At 35.1% G+C, this 19,967-nt stretch carries 13 protein-coding genes and 1 tRNA gene; 7 read left to right on the top strand and 7 right to left on the bottom strand.

From position 1 onward, the window contains the following. Positions 1–322: 322 nt before the first annotated feature. Positions 323–703, bottom strand: coding sequence for a response regulator (locus tag VKJ25_RS02100; protein WP_324234972.1), 381 nt, complete (start codon positions 701–703; stop codon positions 323–325). A gap of 862 nt (positions 704–1,565) precedes the next feature. On the opposite strand from VKJ25_RS02100, the gene VKJ25_RS02095 reads away from it, so the two are divergent. Together VKJ25_RS02095 and VKJ25_RS02090 are read left to right on the top strand one after the other, a co-directional pair. Next, positions 1,566–4,718 (top strand): PAS domain S-box protein, encoded by a 3,153-nt coding sequence (locus tag VKJ25_RS02095; protein ID WP_324234971.1) that lies wholly within the window; start codon positions 1,566–1,568, stop codon positions 4,716–4,718. Between the two features lie 401 nt (positions 4,719–5,119). After that, positions 5,120–5,191: transfer RNA gene (locus VKJ25_RS02090), tRNA-Gln, on the top strand. Positions 5,192–5,256: 65 nt separating this feature from the next. On the opposite strand, the gene VKJ25_RS02085 is transcribed toward VKJ25_RS02090, so the two are convergent. Both VKJ25_RS02085 and VKJ25_RS02080 read right to left on the bottom strand, forming a co-directional pair. Then, positions 5,257–5,442: a hypothetical protein gene (locus VKJ25_RS02085; protein WP_324234970.1), complete on the bottom strand. Its 186-nt coding sequence runs from the start codon at positions 5,440–5,442 to the stop codon at positions 5,257–5,259. 330 nt (positions 5,443–5,772) lie between these two features. Further along, complete coding sequence (locus VKJ25_RS02080) at positions 5,773–6,339, bottom strand: hypothetical protein (protein WP_324234969.1); 567 nt, start codon at positions 6,337–6,339, stop codon at positions 5,773–5,775. A gap of 1,179 nt (positions 6,340–7,518) precedes the next feature. Between VKJ25_RS02080 and VKJ25_RS02075 the strand changes: the two genes are divergently transcribed. Beyond that, entirely contained in the window at positions 7,519–8,151 is a 633-nt protein-coding gene (locus VKJ25_RS02075; RefSeq protein ID WP_324234968.1) for a vWA domain-containing protein, read from the top strand. 148 nt (positions 8,152–8,299) lie between these two features. Here VKJ25_RS02075 and VKJ25_RS02070 read toward each other — a convergent pair whose 3' ends face one another. After that, complete coding sequence (locus tag VKJ25_RS02070; RefSeq protein ID WP_324234967.1) at positions 8,300–8,806, bottom strand: hypothetical protein; 507 nt, start codon at positions 8,804–8,806, stop codon at positions 8,300–8,302. A 939-nt stretch (positions 8,807–9,745) separates the two neighbouring features. Between VKJ25_RS02070 and VKJ25_RS02065 the strand changes: the two genes are divergently transcribed. Then, the gene (locus tag VKJ25_RS02065) at positions 9,746–11,398 is read left to right on the top strand and encodes an ABC transporter substrate-binding protein (RefSeq protein WP_324234966.1); all 1,653 of its coding nucleotides are present in this window, start codon (positions 9,746–9,748) and stop codon (positions 11,396–11,398) included. A 248-nt stretch (positions 11,399–11,646) separates the two neighbouring features. On the opposite strand, the gene VKJ25_RS02060 is transcribed toward VKJ25_RS02065, so the two are convergent. Beyond that, a complete protein-coding gene (locus tag VKJ25_RS02060) occupies positions 11,647–12,255 on the bottom strand; it encodes a CPP1-like family protein (RefSeq protein ID WP_324234965.1) in 609 nt (202 codons plus the stop codon). Between the two features lie 389 nt (positions 12,256–12,644). Beyond that, entirely contained in the window at positions 12,645–13,481 is an 837-nt protein-coding gene (gene pgeF / locus VKJ25_RS02055; protein ID WP_324234964.1) for a peptidoglycan editing factor PgeF, read from the bottom strand. A 681-nt stretch (positions 13,482–14,162) separates the two neighbouring features. Here pgeF and VKJ25_RS02050 point away from each other — a divergent pair. After that, positions 14,163–15,056, top strand: a complete 894-nt coding sequence (locus tag VKJ25_RS02050; RefSeq protein WP_324234963.1) for a biotin--[acetyl-CoA-carboxylase] ligase — start codon at positions 14,163–14,165, stop codon at positions 15,054–15,056. A gap of 641 nt (positions 15,057–15,697) precedes the next feature. Here the strand turns inward: VKJ25_RS02050 and VKJ25_RS02045 are convergent. Next, positions 15,698–18,721 (bottom strand): alpha/beta fold hydrolase, encoded by a 3,024-nt coding sequence (locus tag VKJ25_RS02045; protein ID WP_324234962.1) that lies wholly within the window; start codon positions 18,719–18,721, stop codon positions 15,698–15,700. A 199-nt stretch (positions 18,722–18,920) separates the two neighbouring features. Between VKJ25_RS02045 and VKJ25_RS02040 the strand changes: the two genes are divergently transcribed. Both VKJ25_RS02040 and VKJ25_RS02035 read left to right on the top strand, forming a co-directional pair. Continuing rightward, positions 18,921–19,334, top strand: a complete 414-nt coding sequence (locus tag VKJ25_RS02040) for an element excision factor XisH family protein (RefSeq protein ID WP_324234961.1) — start codon at positions 18,921–18,923, stop codon at positions 19,332–19,334. Next, positions 19,322–19,657 (top strand): XisI protein, encoded by a 336-nt coding sequence (locus VKJ25_RS02035; protein WP_324234960.1) that lies wholly within the window; start codon positions 19,322–19,324, stop codon positions 19,655–19,657. The genes VKJ25_RS02040 and VKJ25_RS02035 overlap by 13 nt, the downstream gene beginning before the upstream one ends. Positions 19,658–19,967: the final 310 nt, after the last annotated feature.

Here is a 19,967-nt window from a genome sequence, read left to right as displayed (position 1 = left end):
CTTGGCAATCTAAATCAACTAATAACTGATAACTGATAAATGAAAATTATAAAGTAGGGAATACATAAAAAATACTGCATCAATTATACTGCATTAATTACCGAAACTGATAACTGATAAATGATAACTGATAAATGAAAATTAGACAGTAGGGAATACATAAAAAATACTCTATCAATTATACTATACTTAATTAATTACCGAAAATGATAACTGATAAATGAAAATTAGACAGTAGAGAATACATAAAAAATACTCTATCAGTTATAATGAATTAATTACCAAAAATGATGCTGATAACTAATAACTGATAACTCTTTTGTTAATCTAATAACTGACTAATTACTTCATGTAACTTCTCCTCATCAAAAGGTTTAGTCAGATATTCTGTAGCACCAGCTAAATGTCCTTTAACTTTATCAAAAGAACTATCTCTAGCTGTTAACATAATAATAGGCAAACTTTCAAATTGAGGAATAGTGCGTATTGTACGACATAATTCCAAACCATCTATATCAGGCATCGAAACATCTAACAATAGAACCGCTACTTGTTCATTGTAAATCATTGACAACGCATCTACAGCATTATCAGTTACTAACACCCGATATTCCTTACCCAAAACCTGTTTAATAAGGGTGTGCATAATCTTACTATCATCTACTGCCAAGATAGTCTTTTTTTTATTTTCAGTTTCCGACATATTCTTGCCTGAATTTAGTGTATATTTGTCCATAAATAAATACCTTAAGTATATATACTATATTTTAGGAAAATTCTGTGTATCAATTTACTGCTTTATAACTGCAAATAAACTGTAAGGTAAGCATTTCCTACGGAATGCTCCGCAAAGAGCTTTTAGCTATAAAATTTTAACCTTAAAGAGAAGGTTTTAATTAATATATGCTTGAAAAATGATTTTTTTACTTAGATTTAATTTTGAAGAATAAAACCTTTATCAAAAACTAGAAGTAGTAGCTGTTAGCTGACTGCTAAATGCTTACACCGTAAGCTTAGTTGGTAGTTAACTAATATTAGTTTATGCTATAATTCTATGATATAGTAATCTAACTTGATAAATTTTCAAGTTGTTAATATGTAAACATTCAGCTATTAGCTGTCAGCTAGCCTCCTCGGTCGTCGCTGCGCTTTTCATCTTGTGCAGTGAAACAACAATAAAAATCTCAACCTTAAGGAAGAGATTTAAACGAATATAAACTGGGAAACTGAATTTTGTAATTCAGATAAAATTTCTGACTTATCGGGAACCGTATCATAAAGCTTTTATCTCAAAGTAAAATAGATAGCTGAACGCTGAGTGCAAAGTGCTGAATGCTTACCTTATAATTGACAGCTGTTTGCTGAGATTAATATATATAAAATTATATTCTAAAATAATACAATGGCGTTTCTCAATTAACTGAATTAACGTTGTTTTTATGATTTCATCCCTACTCATCCTACTCCCTAGAGCCAAGGAATTTTGTACATCATCAACATGGAAATTGCTATAGCTAATTATTGCATGATAAAGAATAAAAAATTAAACAAGGAAAGTCAATAAAATGGAAGTAAAATCATTATATCAGGTATTATCTATGGAAACTTCCTTTGCAGAAATAGCAGAGTTAGCAGCAGATATAGCTGAAACTCCAATTGCATTTATTAGCTTCAGAGATTCTAACTACCTTTGGTTCAAATCTCAAATAGATAATAATAATCAAGACGAATACCTGAATTTTGTACAACAAGTAGCTCTAGACTTCTTAGCAAAAAAAGAAGGAGAAATATTAATTATACCTGATACATTAACAAATCAAATAACAGCAAATCATAGCTTAGTAGTATCAGAACCAAAAATCAGATTTTATGCAGGAATTTCTATTAATATTAATGGCAAACAAATCGGGATTTTATCATTAATGGATTATGTATCCAGAAACTTAACAGAGAAATGTCAAAAACTATTAAAAAAATTAAGTAGATATATCAGTAGTCAAATAGAATTACAAAAAAAAATACAACAAAAAGCTCAAGAGCATCCAGAAGAAAAAAAACTATTATTGCTAGAAAGAGCGATCGCTGCTAGTAACAATGGTATAGTGATTACTGCCAATACCCATCCAGATAATCCCGTTATTTATTCTAACCCTGCTTTTGCTAAAATTACAGGTTATCCTCCTGAAGAAACATTAGGAAAAAACTGTAGATTTTTACAAGGTGCTGACACCGATCCTGTGGCATTATCTGAAATTCGCCAAGCTATAAAATCAGAAACAAACTGTTTAGTCGTCGTCAAAAATTACCGCAAAGATGGTATTCCCTTTTGGAATGAATTAGCAATATCTCCAGTTAGAGATAATGATGGTAGGGTTACTCACTTTATTGGTATTCAGACAGATATCACTGAAAAAAAACAAGCAGAAGAAGCGTTGCGAGATAGTGAAGCACTTTATCGACTCCTGACTAACAATTCTACTGATATCATTTCTAGGCAAACCTTAGAAGGTATATATTTATTTGCTTCTGCTGCTTCTTACTCTCTTCTGGGATATCAACCGGATGAATTAGTGGGAAAGTGTATGTATGATCTATTTTATCCAGAAGATCGGAAACTATCTGAACTTGATGTCTCTCAGGAAACAGAAGCATATACTTTCACTCATCGACTGCGCCATAAAAACGGATATTACATTTGGTTTGAAACCACTTGTCAAAAAATTCAAGATTCAGAAACAGGTCAACTTATAGAATTAGTCGCTGTTTCACGAGACATCACAGAGCGTAAACGCACAGAAGCAACTTTGCTAGAGCGAGCAAGTTTATCAACTCTGGAAGCAGAAGTAGGAGTAGCTCTGGGAGCAAGTAGTTCTCTCAGTAATATTCTCGAACGTTGTGTCAAAGCTATTGTCAAAGAGTTAAATGTTATCGGTTCCGGAATTTGGACTATTAATAGTCAAACCAGTCAACTAGAATTACAAGCATTATCTGGTAACAACTTAAAATTAGATGTAAAATATGAACAGGAATTATTGAATCCCAAAAACATCTTAACTTCTGAAATTTTTAGTTCAGAAGTTAACTCCGATAACAAACTACAAATATTGACCAACGATTTTACCATACTCACCTCAGATAGTCGGGTGGTAGGGGTAATGTGTGTATGGAGTTACGAAACCCTTACAGACTCAGCTAGAGACGTACTTAATTGGGTTGCCAGCACCATCTCTATTGCTATTGATCGAGTCAATATCCAAGAACAACTATTAAGTAACAGAGAAGCATTATTGTTTCGTCTCGCTAGTCAAATTAGAGACTCCCTAGATCTTGACAATATATTAGAAACTGCGGTTACAGAAATTAGAAACCTCTTAGAAATAGATCAATGTTTCTTTATATGGTGCTTATCTGGTCAAGTTACTAGCATTGCTATCACCCATGAATCTGCCAAAGAAACAATATTAGTTCAGATTCCAGAATATCCCCAAGAACAGACAGCCATTTTATCAGATAAAATTCGGAACCACGAAATTTTACAATTTGACAATACAGAAACAGTTCATCAAAAGCAACTCCCAAAAATGCAGCTATATTTACAACAGTTGGGAATCAAATCTACACTATTACTACCATTGCGGACTCGCGCTGGTCAAATGGGAGGAGTTATCTGTAATCAATATAGTAGTTATCGACCTTGGCAAGAAAGTGAAGTAGAATTACTCCAAGCAGCAGTAGACCAACTAGCGATCGCCATTGACCAAGCAGAACTTTATGCTCAAACCCGTGCAGCAGCATTAGCAGCTCAAACTCAAGCTCATCAACTGACTGTAGCTTTAAAAAACCTCAAGCAAAAAGAAGCTCAATTAATCCAACAAGAAAAAATGTCATCTCTTGGTCAAACTGTAGCTGGAGTTGCCCATGAAATTAATAATCCTGTCAATTTTATTCATGGTAATATCAAATATATTAAGGATTATACCAGAGACATTCTCCAATTGTTAGATCTTTATCAAAAGTATTATCCAGAACCTGTCGCAGAAATTGAGAACAAAACTGAAGATATGGAATTAGAATTTTTAATGGAAGACTTACCCAAAATTCTGTCTTCAATGGAAATGGGTACCGAACGTATTCGTCAAATAGTTTTATCATTAAGAAACTTCTCTCGTTTAGACGAATCAGAGAAAAAAATAGTAGATATCCATGAAGGTATTGATAGCACCTTGCTAATTTTAGATAACCGGATTAGAGCAAAGGGGCAAGATTCTGGAATTGAAATTGTCAAAGAGTATGGTAATTTGCCCCTAGTAGAGTGTTATCCAGGACAACTCAACCAAGTCTTTATGAATATTATCAGTAATTCCATTGATGCTCTAGAAGGTCAACCAGAACCAAGAATAATTAAAATTACTACTTATCTAGGTTTTGAAGCACCAGAAATAATAGATATTGAAGATGACAATCAAAATCTATCTACCTTCAATGTCGAATATGCTGTTATATCCATTACAGATAATGGCCCCGGAATGACCAAAAAATTAATCAATCAAGTTTTCGATCCATTCTTCACCACCAAACCAGTGGGAAAGGGAACAGGTCTTGGCCTTTCGATTAGCTACCAAATTGTAGTGGATAAACATAGTGGTATTTTGAAATGTAGTTCTGAACCAGGACAAATAACTGAGTTTATCATTAAAATCCCAATTAAAGCTCCTTAAACTCTCAAATTAATCTTTATTTTATGACTTCTGACTTTATAATATAAAATCTGTTCATATAGTATATGTTCATAATTATATTATATCTACACTTCAATCTTCCCAAAGGATATAAAAGTATTCGACCTGATTTTATATAACTTGCAGATAGCACCATATTGTCTTGGATCAATATTTAATACCAAATCCGGATAATCAGTAATCAAAAAACTTTCTGCCATAATTGCCTTTTCTTTCCTTCTGCCTTCTGCCTTCTGCCTTACTTCCTCCACAGTCTAAGTATTCAACCAGACATGATATAAGCCCATAACTCCTGCAAAATCAAAACTTCAAAAAAATTATGGAAAAAACCCTTGACAAATTCCTACATATAGGTGCTAAGATATTAAATGTTGAGGAAATGGGGCGTCGCCAAGTGGTAAGGCAGCTGGTTTTGGTCCAGCCATTCGGAGGTTCGAATCCTTCCGCCCCAGTTAAAGTTATATTTACTGAATCCAGGTAAGAATATTAGATATAAACCTGGTCTATTAATAAAATTTTATTGTTTGAAAGAGCCAATAAACCTAATTTCTTGGTTGGTTTGCATAATTCCTGTTACTGCTTCATAAAACCTATATAAGTCATAACAAGCAGTACAGACGTTGCATATAATGTCCCTACTGCTTCTACTAACGTAATTTACAGCAGGTTTCCGACAAATGAGGTACAAGGTGTGAATGGTCATTTCAGTTATCAGTTATCAGTAGAGAATGAACCTCCGACTAAATTCGGAGGCTTGAAATACTGATTGATCGGGAACCGTGTTAAAATTTTTTCGTCCCCTTAAAAGGAGAGGCTTGATACCTCTTTTTTTGGTAAAATTATTGTAGTATGGGCATCTTGGCCACGACAGGTGTACCTTATACCTCATAAGATCAAACCCACTGGCTACGGTTCCCGATAAATTGGAGAATAAAATTCTACCATCAGAAAAGAGCGAAAGTTGATAGTTTGTAGAGGGTTTAGAGACCAAACCCCTACAACCTTAAATTCTACTTCCTTACTACCTGGAATTTTAGATTTCTAGTCTCATCAACTTGCCTCTATTGTCTGTACGATAAATCCATTGATCTTTACCATTAGACAAAATAAGACGCCAACCTTCTACTAATCTTTGGCCACAAAGTTCATCATTTTTAGCTAATCCTAAACAAGTATTTGGCCAAGTCTCTTGACTGACTGCATTAACTTTAATCGTTTCCGGGACAATGCCGATTCGATTCTCTAAATCTTGGTAAACAGCTTCAATTATACCATGAGGAATTTTTTTAACTTGATTAGTAAGTTTTTCTGCCAAGTTAAAGATTGGTTTACTCAACTTTTTGACATTATCAAAGCTTCCATTGACAGAGGTTTGCTCAATATTAACAAATCTATCAGTTTTAGTAGTAATTTGGCTAGTTATCTCTACTTGAGAAGATTGCAGAACTTTTACAGAAGCAATTGCTGTTTCAGTGAGATTTGGATATGCTTCAGCAGCTAAGATTCCAGTTAAAATTAATGATAGTAAAAAAGGATGAGGCGATTTCTGAGGAACTTGTTCATTGCCATCCGGTTCATTATTTTTAGAGTTAGATTTCATAGTTAATATCCTTTGATTATTTATAGGTTTTGCTTCGCTTATTTGTGTTAGTTTAGGTGGGGTTTTATTCCGGAGCTATGAAATTATAATAAGTGGTTTAGACGATGGAGATGCAAGTTATAGTTATATTTTTTATTCCGCTTTGAGAAATTAATCAATAAATAGTTTATTTCAATGGTTTGCTAGGTTATGCTAAGTTATAACATTGACTAAGTGAAATGTTTTAACTTTCTGCCCATCACAGCTGAAGCGGACTTGAATTTTTTCGGTCTTATTCGTAGCAGACATTACAAATATACAGCAATCCTATTTCAATCGTAATATTTTGGTAGGAGTTAGGAGTTAGGCAGGGAAGTTGTTCGATTTGTGAAGTACAGATGGGGAAATTTTCGGATGACAAACCTACAGTCAGAAGCTATAATTTTCAGAATTTTCACTTCACTATATATTGGAGGGAGAAAAATTTTCACAACCAATGTTAGAATTGCTATATCTACTATAAAAATAGACTCGAAAAAAATTCAGTTAGTTCCATTACACAAGCTATTAGCAACTAGCTATTAGGGATAGGCAGCAATAATAACTTGCTTGTTTTCCTTTTGAACTTCCACTAAAAACTATAGCTGAATGCCTACACAAAATATTTCAAACAACTCTAATTATTAATTTCTGTGTGACTTAGCATCTTTTCCGGAAAAAACATATTATCAAAGCTAAAAAATTGTAAATATTTAGATTTGAAACTTTTACCCTAGTTGCTTAATTAGAAAAAATATTAATAACTACCAACGAGATCATACAATCTCAAACCAATCAAATTCTTAATCTAAGGAGAGTACGGAGTATCGTTAAAAAAATTGCTCTTACTTACGAAGAGGAAATTAAGGAATAGAATAAATTTTATTCCTCAATCACATCAGGAACTTAATACAAACTACCGATCAATAACAAGGCTTTGATTTAATTGGGGAAGTGTCAAGTTTTGCATCTTGAGACTAAAATATTTATACCAACTTCATCAACTTAGGCTACCCTAATTATCTCATACTCAAATATGAAATAATTTTCATAAATTACAGTAGCGTCAAAGTTTTAAGCTAATAAAATCCTACTTTTAACTTTTGACCTATGTAAAATAGTATAGCCTATCTTTGTCTCACAAAGGAAATTTACCTGATTATGGACCCATTATTAGAAGGTGGTGCTGCTATACAAGAGCGTGATTACACCTTAATAATTGATAAAAGTAACGATATGTGTATATCTAGTTCTTCTATAGGTAGCAGAGCATGGGATTTAATGCAAGATTCTATGATTAGATTAGCAACTGAATGTGAGAAACTAGATTTAGATGGATTAACGGTTTACTTATTCTCAGACTATTTTCAACGATATGACCGAGTAACATCGACTGATTTAGCTCAAATTTTCCTGGAAAATCAACCTTCTGGCAAAACTAATTTAGCAGATGCTCTTCAGGATGCTATTAATAATTATTTTCAGCGACGCGCTCTGAAGATAGCAAAACCTAATGGGGAAACTATTTTAGTTATTACAGCAGGTGAAATAGAAGAACCTGAGCGAGTTAAGCAAATTATTATTTCTGCTAGTAATAATTTAGAGCAAGATGAAGAGTTAGGTATTTCACTTATTCAGGTAGGAGATAAACCTGAAGTTACTAAGTTTTTTAAATTATTAGATAATCAGTTACAAGCAGTAGGTGCTAAATTTGATATTTGCAATACTGTTACTATTATGGACTTAGAAAATATGAATTTAAGTGATGTTTTAATTAATGCTATTTTTGGTTAATTTAATTTTTAAATATTACCTTAGTGATAGCCACAAGAAATGATTTGTGAGAAAAAAATTAGTTTACGATTTACTTCAATTAATCAAGCTTTTATCTCAAATTAAAATAAATAGCTAAGAGCTGATAGCTGAATTATTAACTGAAAATTTATGTTGAATAATTTTGTAGTGAAATCCAAAACCATAAATTTCGTCCTAGTGCTTTCAAGTATAACTTGACTGGAAATTGATAATAATCAACTACAATATTAATAATAATAACTAAATGAGATAGAAAAGTTAAAACTGTCCAAAAAATCGGTAGCCAACATAAAGGAGTACCAGGTATTGGAGTAAAAAAATAAGCACTTAATCCTATTAACATAGTCGGTAATAATACAAAACCAACTGCTAATAATTGGATCATCCAATTCCATTCTGCTTGAGGATGATCTGCTTTCCATTTTTTACCATTCCATTTCCAGCTTAAAGGAGAAGAACTATCTGCTATTTTCAATGATTGTTTTTCCATATCTGCGCTAAAAATATGGTGACAAAAGTTGCAAGAAAAAGCATCCATTAAAGTAATTGCTGAAATTTCACCATGATAACAAACAGGGCAATTATAAACTTCTTCAATGCTAAAAATTTTATTGTTATTTTTACAATTAGACATAGATTTTGAAAGTCAAGAAAAAGAGTTTTCTGATTAGGTTAAATTTTAAACATTAATGTCTCAGTTTATCTAAGATCTGTGATAATTCTTAACTTGTAAACAGTCAGCTATTAGCTATTAGTTCTTAATCATAGATTAAAACTAAATCCGATTTATCAATAATAATAAATAATAAATAATTAATACACTACTTACCATTTTTATGATATATATCAATTAATAGATCATTAATAATTAGGGGTTGCTGATTAAATATGAAAGCATTCATATATAAAGATTTTAGGATTTTTAGGTTGGAAAAAAGTACAACCTTTTTGCTTTTAAATTGGCAAAAAAAAGCTAGAATTTAGGTTTGCTTTGGCAGAAAAAATCAGGGATAATTTTTCCTCCTGTCTTCTGTAAATTCCCTAATTCTACTGGATTGAAGGATTGCTGACTTCTGACTCCTTCCTGACAAAAAGACTTTTCCAGCAAACCCTAATTACTTCTTCCTAAAGGAGATTTTAATTTGAGAAAAAAGCTTTATTAGTTGAGGTAAATTGAATCTTACTATCAAAGCCGACTTTGAAGATTATATTAATTTAAAGCCATTTTCAGCTTTTTAATAAACTATGTGGTTCAATAGACTATTAAGGTTAACTAATGGGATTTTACCCATACTTTTAATTCTTGGAAATCTCTCAATTGCTTTTTCCTCCTTTGCAGGTAATGAAGCTAAGAGCTGATAGCTGAGAGCTGAATGCTTACTTTGATAGAATACTAAGATTAGCTGATGGACTTTATACCCATACTTTGTAATTCTTGGAAATTTCTAAATTGCTTTTTTTCTCCTTTAAAGGTAATGAAACTGAGAGCTGATAGCTAACTGCTGAATGCTTACTTTGTACCTAATATGTTAAAGCTATATTATTCAGATATTTAGAGAGGTAAATAGTCAAATTGGTCAAACATAAATCATTTAACTTTATCAACCATTCTAGGCAGTCTATCATTCAATTTGTTGGTTTGTTTTGTCTTTGCTGCTTTCTGGTAATTAGTTGTAGTCAACCTCAAAATAATAGCCTAACTACACAAACAGATACAGATAGAATTACTATCGGCACAACATTAAAACCTCGTACTATTGACCCGGCAGATGCCTACGAAGTAATATCTGGTAACTTACTCTATAACTTAGGCGATCGCCTCTACGGTTACAATTTAGGAACAACGGAACTTGTACCCCAACTAGCAACAGAAATGCCAAAAATTAGTGCAGATGGCATAACATATACTATTCCTATTCGTCAAGGGGTAATCTTCCATGATGGCACTCCTTTCAATGCTGAAGCAATGGCCTTTTCCTTGAATCGTTTTATTGCTAGTGCGGGGCCACCATCTTCTTTATTAAATAATACTGTTGAGTCAGTAGAAGCGACTGGAGAATATCAATTAACAATTAAGTTGAAAAAACCTTTTGCAGCTTTCACTCCTTTATTAGCATTTTCTGGTCTATGCGCAATTTCTCCTCAAAGCTATGCAATAGGTCAAAATCAATTTCAACCTGATACATTTGTTGGTACTGGTCCTTATAAATTAGCTGAGTATGGTACTGATGTTTTACGATTAGATGTATTTGAAAATTATTGGGGAGAAAAAGCCAAAAATGAAGGAATTGATTTGCAAATATTTTCTAGTTCAGCTAACCTTTTTAATGCTTTTAAAACAGGAGCTATTGATGTAGCTTATGGTTCTCTAGATACTGACCAAATTACTAATTTAGAAACAGAAGCTAGTCGTCAAGGATGGAAAGTAGTTTCTACAGATGGTAAGACGGTTAATTATATGGTTTTAAATCTTAATTTAGAACCATTAAATAATAAAGCTGTGAGACAAGCTTTAGCATCTATTATTGATAGAAAATTGTTAAATGAACGAGTTTTACAAGGAAAAGGTGAACCAGTTTATAGTCTAATTCCAACAAAATTTGATGGCTATAAACCAGTGTTTCAAGAAAATTATGGGGATGGAAATTTTGACAAAGCTAAGGATTTGTTAGAAGGGGCAGGATATTCTTCGGAAAACCCTGCTCAAATAGAAATTTGGTATGCTGCAAATTCTACGAAAAGACAATTAACTGCTAGTACATTAAAAGCATCTGTAGAGCAAAAGTTAGAAGGTTTAATGGAGTTAGAATTGAATAGTGTAGAAGCAGCTACTGCGTTTAATAATTTAGATAAAGGGGTATATCCAACTTTTATTTTAGATTGGTATGGAGATTTTGTGGATGCGGATAATTATATCCAACCATTTTTAGAATGTACTAAAGGTTCAAAAGAAAAAGGTTGTGAAGAAGGAGCTAGTCAATTTCAAGGTTCATTTTATTATAACGAGCGGATAAATAAATTAATTCAACAACAACGTCAAGAACAAAACCCAGAAAAGCGAGAAGCTATTTTCATAGAAATTCAAGAATTATTAGGAGAAGATGTTCCTTTTATTCCATTATGGTTAGATAAAGATTATGTATTTGCTCAGAAGAATATTAGTGGAGTTAGTTTAGAACCTACTCAGCAATTTCCTTTTTGGGTAATTAATAAAGGTAGGGAGTAGGGAGTAGGGAGTAGGGAGTAGGGAGTAGGGAGTAGGGAGTAGGGAGTAGGGAGTAGGGGAGTAATTTTTTTTCCCCAGTGAATAATGAAAAATTACCTTTGGTTAAAACCGAGAGGATTAAATTAAGTACAGAAATCTGATTTCTTTTTCTCCTGAAAAGGAAAAGTTGGAAAACTCTGGAAATTAATTATCTATTATCCATTATCCATTATCCACTTTCCTTATTCCTTATTCCTTCTTGCCAGAAATTAACGTAAAAAACAACTAATCATCCACAACACCAAAAAAGTTACCAAAGTAATAAATACTTCTGCGGTTAAACCAGTTGCTAAAGAAGTTAATATTCCTCCTAAAATTAATCCAAAAACTAAACCACTAACTGTTAATAAAACAGCTCGACCCAACTTATTTTCTTTGCGGTTAAGAAAATAAAGACAACTACCAACTGCGAAAGCCAAAGTTAGCTGCAAAGAAGAAGATTGATTACCAGAATAAATACTAATTGTCCCTAATACAACATATATACCACTAGGCCATAAAATATCTGCTTGACTAGGAGTGTCAATTAAATTTTGTACCCAAACCGGGGTTTGATTAATTGGCCTAAAATTTGAGGTATCAGGAGCTTTTTTTGGTTGTTTCTCTGGATATCGAATACCTTCAGGCACTTTAATTTTTCCTTCTTGACGTAACCTTAGACGATCCATCAAGATAGCATCATAAGCAGCTTCAATATTCTCTATTATTTTCTGATTGTCACCATGCTTTTGCTTTAAATGTTCCTTTGCAGCTTGAATTTCTTCAAAAGAAGCATCTTCAGTAAGACCAAGTTGTTGATAATGACTCTGGTTGCTCATCGGAATTTATTAATAAATTTTTAAATTGTCACACAATATTTGATTATAGTATTTTAATCTTATCCACTTCTAATATCATCTCTGGTTGAATATTTACACTTTGGAGAAAGAAGGCAGAAGGCAGCTATGCTGAAGGCAGAAGGAAAGAAAAGGTGAGAAGGGATAATTTTTTTGATGATTATCCGGACGTATGGCAATCCTAAATCAGTTGCGGGTAATCAAAAAGTAAATCAGGACTTACACATTGGGAAAGAGTATTGGGCATTTGAGATTGCTTCACTGTCGCTCGCAATGACAGAAACACGTTATTTTGCGTAAGTCCTATAAATAAAAAAAACTGGAGTTCCCACCTGTTCCCTGTTAAGCGTTCCCTATTCCCTAAAAAAATCTTAGCCACTAACTATTCCTGACCACTGCACCTTTTTTTGTTTTTCCCGTCGATAAGAGAAAAAGTAGTCCGGTTGTTGATATGTACAATAAGGAGCGATCGCTACTTGCTCCTTACCAATACCTAATTTTTCCAATTGTAAAATATTGACTATACGGACATCTAAACGAACTTTTCCCGGTTCAGGATCAGATAAAATTGGGGGGTGAGGCAGAAGATTCATAAAATTCAAAATTTCTTCAACATTTGCTTTATTTGTTTCTGGAAAAATAGTCTCTCCTACCTGAGCTGCCACTTCTTCAGAAACTTGATAAACTTCTCCAGCAATGGCAGGACCAAGTACAATTAATAAATCAGATAATTGACTACCCTGGGCCTCAAGACCTGCTAAGGCCACCGACACAATTTTGGCAGCAGTACCACGCCACCCGGCATGAACGGCTGCCACTTGTCCAGTTTTTTGGTCAGCAATAAGAACCGGAACACAGTCAGCACTACATGCCCAAACTGCTTGTTTAGCTTTTTCTGTGATTAGACCATCTGCTTCTGCATAATTTTCTTCAGTTGCCAAAGTAGATTTTTCAGCTTTAAGTACGGTATTGCCATGTACTTGCTTGACACGATAGACTTCAGCATCAGAATGTAGTATATTTGTTAGTTCTATTGGTGTATTGGGGAAAAAATGGTTAGTAAAGAAACCATGAGGCCAATTTTGTAAAAGACTACAGGTTAGGTAAGGTAGTCCTTGCCATTTTTGCCAATGCCAAGTTACATCATTTTTACTCAAAGCTTGGTAGGATTTGTTTAATGTTTGTGAATCAGAGTTGTTTATAGTCATCAGGATGAAAATTATTTTTTGTAGTTTTGATTTACTATTTTGCCATCCTTCTTAGGTATGCTGCATTTGTACTTAATAGAACATCTGTATCGATAGGAAGTAATTTTGCGATTACTGTACAACCAGATTTTATATACAGGAATAAAGTCACGGGAAGTCAGAAACCCGGTTTCTTGTGGATGTTTATTGTCTAAAACAATGGTTTATATCAAATCCGCTGGCTTTGGAGAATAAGGTTCTACCATCAGTATTGGCTAAGACTCCTAGCTTGTATAGGGTTTGGAGACCCAACCCGTACAGAGAGTGAATTTTACCGATACTACCGAATTTGATATTACCCAAGAAACCGGGTTGCCCATGGGTCAGTCCTAATATAGTTAGGAATTACGCAAATTATGAAATAATACCGAACTCAGAAACCCGGTTTCTTATAGATGTTTATTGTCTAAAACAATGATTTACCCAAGAAACCGGGTTTCCCATAGGTCAGTCCTGATATAATCATCCATTCTTGACAGGACTGACACAAAGTAACTAAGAAACCGGGTTTATTGCCATCATATTGTTGTTCAAACCATAAAATTTCCCTAAAGAAACCCAGTTTCTGCATAAGTCCTAAATTATCAATTATCCATTATCCATTATTAATTATCAATTATAGATAAGTATCCAGTAAAAAAATTGTCAGAATTTAATCAGCAAAAATTCATTAACTCTTTATCAAATATTCAGGAATCTAGAGTATCCGAAATATCCAATTCTTTCAACCTAGATCATCTCCACATTTTTTCCACTCTTCCCTCAACAAATCAAACTCTTTGGCAACTCATTGACTCAGGAGCATCACCAGGAACCGTAGTTATCGCCACTCAACAAACCGCAGGGCGGGGTCAATGGGGACGCACCTGGATATCAGATATTGGCGGACTGTATATTTCAGTAGCATTTGCCCCAGGATATGGATGCAATATTACTTCTGATATATCAATATCCCAAACCTCACAATTGACATTATCTACAGCTTGGGGTATTGCCTCAAGTTTACAGGATTATGGCGTACCAGTTAAAATTAAGTGGCCTAACGATTTAATCTTAGAAAATCGAAAATTAGGCGGTATCCTCACAGAAACTAGAGTCAAAAAAGAAAAAATTGTTTGGGCAATAATTGGTATTGGAATTAACTGGAATAATTCTTTCCCAGATACAGGTACTAATCTGCAATACTACTATAGAAATCAGTTGCAACCGGAAATATCTTCTTTGGAAATGTTAGCTGCAATAGTTTTTTATGGAGTAGATTCTGCTATTAGACAACTTTTAGAATTAGGAATAGAGAGTATTTTACCTAGCTATACTCAACTACTAATAAATATGGGGCAGGAAGTGGTAGTAGAAAATTGTATTGGTACAGTTGTCGGAGTGACAAATAGTGGAGAATTAAAAGTAAAAATTAATCCAGAGTTAGTCGCCTCTAAGGTTCCTGAAAAATCAGAAATATATCTAAAGCCAGGTACAATCAGTTTAGGATATTCAGGAAGGCAGAAGGCAGACGGTAGAAGGGAAAGAAAGGTTTAAGTCGATTGAATATGGCAGTCAGGAGTAACCCACCCCTACTGCTCCAAGGAGGGGAATAGGAAGTCAGGAGGAATGAAGAATGATTGAGGACTTAGGAGGAAGAATGACTCCTAGATTTTTCTGCCATAGTCAGTTCAAAATCCTAACTTTTTCAGTCAAAATCACAAAAAAGTTAGGATTTTAAGCAAACCAAGGGTAAAAAAATCAAGGAACAATTGTTTTTTCTAGTATATCTGTCTTCCCACACTATACTGCCATGTCAAGACTAAAATTGTGGGTTAGGATCGAGCAACCTAGGAGACCTCTCCCCCAACCCCTCTCCTGGGAGGAGAGGGGAGTCTTTCTCCCCCAACCCCTCTCCTGGGAGGAGAGGGGAGTCTTTCTCCCCCAACCCCTCTCCTGGGAGGAGAGGGGAGTCTTTCTCCCCCAACCCCTCTCCTGGGAGGAGAGGGGAGTCTTTCTTGCCCAACACTAGCAGAGAGAGGGGAGTCTTTCTCCCCCTTCCCTCGCAGGGAAGGGGGTTGGGGGGTTAGGTTTTTCAGCCAGATAACCAAAATATTGTAGGGACGCCCTTATGCAACGTCCCTATTAATGAAAACCGCGTTCCCTGTTCCCTGTTCCCTGCGCGCAGCGCTATAACTTCACTGGAAATTACTAATAACTGAACTAAGTCTTTCTGCTAAAAGCTGAACATGAGGTTCCAGCATCATACTAATATGATCTCCTGGAACAGTCTGAACTTCCACAGAACGTTGAGAAAGTTTTTCCCAACCTAAAGAAGAATTTTTTTGCAACTGATTACGAATAGCATCAGTTAAACCAAGAGGAGTATTCCAAACACGAACATCACTACTGCGGAAAAGAGTAATAGGAGTTGGATAAAGTTTCTCTGGTTGATAATGACCCATAGCATAAATACTAGCTTTTAAAACCTTGACAAAACCATGCACTTGTCTGGTTGCTGCCGCAGAAGGACGCACATGAAGCTTTTTCACTAATCGTTCCGTTACATAATCTAATTGTTCATCAGGAGAGAAACGTTTGAGATCGTTGTAGGATATCTCTAAATCTTCCTTTAAAAAATATTCAAATAACCTGACAACCTCCGTCATATATTTAGTATCATCCCAACCTGCGATTACAACACTACTGAATATGGGAGCAGGAATATCAAAAACAGCCAGCAAACCAATTTTATCTCCCTGTTTTTGTAACTGTTGGGATATTTCAAAAGCGACTTGCCCACCAAAAGAATGACCTCCTAAAAAATACGGACCTATGGGTTGAATATTTTTTAATGCGTTAATATAGTCGGCAGCGATCGCTCCTACATTGGTGTGAGGTTCTGCTCTATCGTCCATTCCTCGTGCTTGCAGTCCGTAAAATGGTTGGTCTTGACCAAGATGAAAAGCTAAAGAGTGGAGATAAAATGCGGTTCCCACACCTCCAGGAATACAAAAGAAAGGAGGTTGAGAACCCTTCGGTTGGATTGCTATGACTGGGGAAGCAAAACCAGAACTTAAATTTTCATCGGCAACTAAACCAATATCATAATTTCTAGAAGGTTGTGGTGAAAGCACTTCTTGTGCTAAATAATTAGCTAAAGCTGCAACTGTGGGATATTCAAAAATTAGTGTTGCTGGAAAAGAAGTTCCTAAACTATCTTGCAACAAATCGCTCAACTCAACAACTGTTAGAGAATCTAATCCCATGTTAGTTAAAGGTTGTTCCCAGTCTAACTGAGATGGATTTACTTGGAGAATATTTGAGATTAAATTCTGAAGATGGGATATTAGTAATTCTTGACGTTTTTCGGGTGTGGTTGCTAAGAGTGTTTTTCTATCTACAAAGACTTGCTTTTCTTTTGCCAACCAATCAAAATCTGAGAAGATGTTACTACCGACAACATCAAGACTTCCCTCAAGAAAACCTGCTTTGCAAGCGTGACGCTGAATTTTATTACTAGAAGTTTTGGGGATAGTTCCTGTTTTCAATAATAATACCCCATAAACTTGTAACTGATGTTGTTCAGATACAGCTTGACGAATAGCGTTAATAACTTCATCTACATCTAGTTGTTCCAAATAACTTTCCTGAACTTCCTGAACAATAACCAGTCTTTCCTCACTTTCCACCTCTACCGAAAACGCTGCACTACAACTAGGTCGTAAAGCTGGATGACTGCTTTCAACTGTTAACTCAATATCCTGGGGATAATGGTTGCTACCTCGGATAATAATTAAATCTTTGAGACGACCAGTAACAAATAATTCATCATTGAGCAAAAACCCTAAGTCACCCGTTCGGAGGAAGGGGGTGTGGTCCGTGTGGGTAGGGACGTTGCATGCAACATCCGTACTGGTCAAAGATTTATCCTCTGGTTCAGCAACGCCTAAGTAATTTTGGAACGTTTCTGCGGTTGCTTCCGGTTTATTCCAATAACCTTTGGCAACACTAGAACTGGAAATCCAAATTTCTCCTACTTGGTTGCGGGAACATTCAGTTAAAGTTTCTGGGTTAACAATAACAACTTTGGTATCTGAACCAGTGCGACCACAACTAACGATTTTTTGGGTATCATCACTTTCCTCAACCGCTACCACAATTTGATTTTTAGTAAACTCAGTTTTGTTAATATTGAGAATAACTGGAGGTTCTGTTATTAAACCCAAACTAATACCGACAACACTTTCTGCCATTCCATAACCTGCAGTCAATGCTTCTGGGCGAAAACCATGAGGTTGAAAAGTTTTGATAAAGCGCTCAAATGTTTCAGCTCGAATAGGTTCAGCACCGCTAGCAGCTAATTTCCAACTACTCAAGTCCAGCATTTCCCGTTCTTGGGGAGTTGTTTGAAAAGAAACTAAGTCATAAGCAAAGTTGGGAGCTAAACTTTGAGTCGCTTGATAACGAGAAATAGTCATTAACCAACGGAAAGGTTTTTGCAGAAAATCCAATGGCGACATAATTTTCACAGGAAAATTACCATAGAGAGGTTGTAAAACTCCGACTAATAATCCTGTGTTGTGACTAAAGGGCAACCAAGTCACTGTCAGGCTTTCAGGTGTGGTTTGAGATTGTTCATAACCTGTAGCTAAATTGTGCAGAATATTCTTGTGACTGAGCATTACACCTTTGGGTTTTCCAGTCGAACCAGATGTGTACTGAAGAAAAGCAATGGTATCGCTGTTGATATTGGGTTGTTGCCAGTCTGACTCCTGGTTTTGAGTAATAATATTGTTGGCATCTAGCAACTGCATTTTTGCCAATATGGAATTTTCAGCAAAGCGACTTTTTAAATAACCTAATAGAGGTGTGGTGGTGAGAGCAAACTTGGCTTCAGCATCTGTTGCTATTGCTTCTAATCTGGAGAGAGACTGGTTAGGACGAGGTGGATATGCGGGGATAGCGATCGCTCCTGCATACAAACAGCCAAAAAATCCAGCGATAAATTCTAGTCCAGGGGCGTACAATAGCAAGACTCTTTCACCTTGAGCGTTTTGGGATTGGAGATTTGCAGCTATAGCTTTGGCTTGTTTTTCTAATGTTTTATAGGTAAGAGTATCGGTTTCTGTTTCGCCATCCTGGAGGAAAGTATAGATTTTTGGCTCTGTGCGATCTTGGCTTCTATGTTGTAGAAGGTCGATTAAGGTATTAAATTGCATATTATTTGGTGGTTTGATAATTCGAGCTGGTGATTTAATTAAAGTCAGGACTTACTCAAAGAAACCCGGTTTCTTGTAGAAACCGGGTTTCTGGGTTTGACTGGGTAAGTTCTAAAGGTATTAGTTTTTTCAAAATTGTATAGTTAAATGTGATATATTGTCAAATTAAGTGAATAGACAAAAATTTTCTTCCCAAAAAATGGCAAAGGATACCTACCATGAAACAGTTAAAATAGCACTGATGAAAGATGGGTGGACAATTACTGACGATCCTTTACGACTTAAAGTTGGTGGTCGGATGCTCTATGTAGATTTAGGAGCAAAAAAGCTATTAGCAGCCGAAAAAGACGGACAACTAATTGCTGTAGAGATTAAAAGCTTTTTAAGTCAATCTCTTATTAATGATTTAGAGCAGGCGTTAGGTCAATATATAATCTACGCACAGATTTTATCCCAGCAAGCTCCAGACAGGTTGTTGTACCTAGCTATTCCTGAAAGTGTATTTTCAGATTTCTTTTCTGAAGAATTACCCCAATCTGTTATTCAATTTAATCGAGTGAAGCTATTAGTTTTTCAACCAGAAACAGAGAAGATAGTGCAATGGATACCTTAAATTTATATCGAGATACAATAGAAAAAGTTCTTAGAGAGTATGCAAATATTCCTTATTCTTATGGGGAAATAGAAGAATACTTGATTATTGATAGTGAACGGAACCATTTTTTACTGCTAGATGTTGGTTGGCAGCAAAAAAGGCGGGTTCATGGTTGTCTGACTCATATTCAGATTATTGATGGTAAAGTATGGATTCAACGAGATGGAATTGAAGATGGAATTGCTAATGATTTAGTTAACGCCGGAATTCCGAAAAGTCAAATTGTTCTCGGTTTTCATCCTCCAGCAGTACGCCATCATACAGAATTTGCAGTCAAGTAAGGTTATAAAACTCATGCAACATTTAAGATGAAACAGTCCAGTAGGGTGTATAGCAAAAGGCAGAAGGCAGAAGGCGTGATGTGAAAAATCTTGCTTTATATAGGTTTTAGGCTGTTGATGTGTCCGCGCCCTTTGCTTCGACTGCTATATTTGAATAGTTAGACTTTGTAGGGGCGGGTCTAATCAGTAAGCTAACGAGTCTTCAAGTTAAGCTAACTAGACCCGCCCTTTGTTTGTAGGGGCGGGTCTAATCAGTAAGCTAACGAGTCTTCAAGTTCAGCTAACTAGACCCGCCCTTTGTTTGTAGGGG

The sequence above is a fragment of the Okeania sp. genome (genome assembly GCF_035285525.1).
Classification (GTDB): Bacteria; Cyanobacteriota; Cyanobacteriia; order Cyanobacteriales; family Microcoleaceae; genus Trichodesmium.
This window is presented reverse-complemented; position numbering and strand designations above follow the sequence as displayed.

Coding starts and splice junctions, on each gene's coding strand:
- VKJ25_RS02100 (WP_324234972.1), bottom strand. CDS start 703: ATGTCGGAAACTGAAAATAAAAAAAAGACTATCTTGGCAGTAGATGAT.
- VKJ25_RS02095 (WP_324234971.1), top strand. CDS start 1,566: ATGGAAGTAAAATCATTATATCAGGTATTATCTATGGAAACTTCCTTT.
- VKJ25_RS02085 (WP_324234970.1), bottom strand. CDS start 5,442: ATGACCATTCACACCTTGTACCTCATTTGTCGGAAACCTGCTGTAAAT.
- VKJ25_RS02080 (WP_324234969.1), bottom strand. CDS start 6,339: ATGAAATCTAACTCTAAAAATAATGAACCGGATGGCAATGAACAAGTT.
- VKJ25_RS02075 (WP_324234968.1), top strand. CDS start 7,519: ATGGACCCATTATTAGAAGGTGGTGCTGCTATACAAGAGCGTGATTAC.
- VKJ25_RS02070 (WP_324234967.1), bottom strand. CDS start 8,806: ATGTCTAATTGTAAAAATAACAATAAAATTTTTAGCATTGAAGAAGTT.
- VKJ25_RS02060 (WP_324234965.1), bottom strand. CDS start 12,255: ATGAGCAACCAGAGTCATTATCAACAACTTGGTCTTACTGAAGATGCT.
- pgeF (WP_324234964.1), bottom strand. CDS start 13,481: ATGACTATAAACAACTCTGATTCACAAACATTAAACAAATCCTACCAA.
- VKJ25_RS02045 (WP_324234962.1), bottom strand. CDS start 18,721: ATGCAATTTAATACCTTAATCGACCTTCTACAACATAGAAGCCAAGAT.
- VKJ25_RS02040 (WP_324234961.1), top strand. CDS start 18,921: ATGGCAAAGGATACCTACCATGAAACAGTTAAAATAGCACTGATGAAA.
- VKJ25_RS02035 (WP_324234960.1), top strand. CDS start 19,322: ATGGATACCTTAAATTTATATCGAGATACAATAGAAAAAGTTCTTAGA.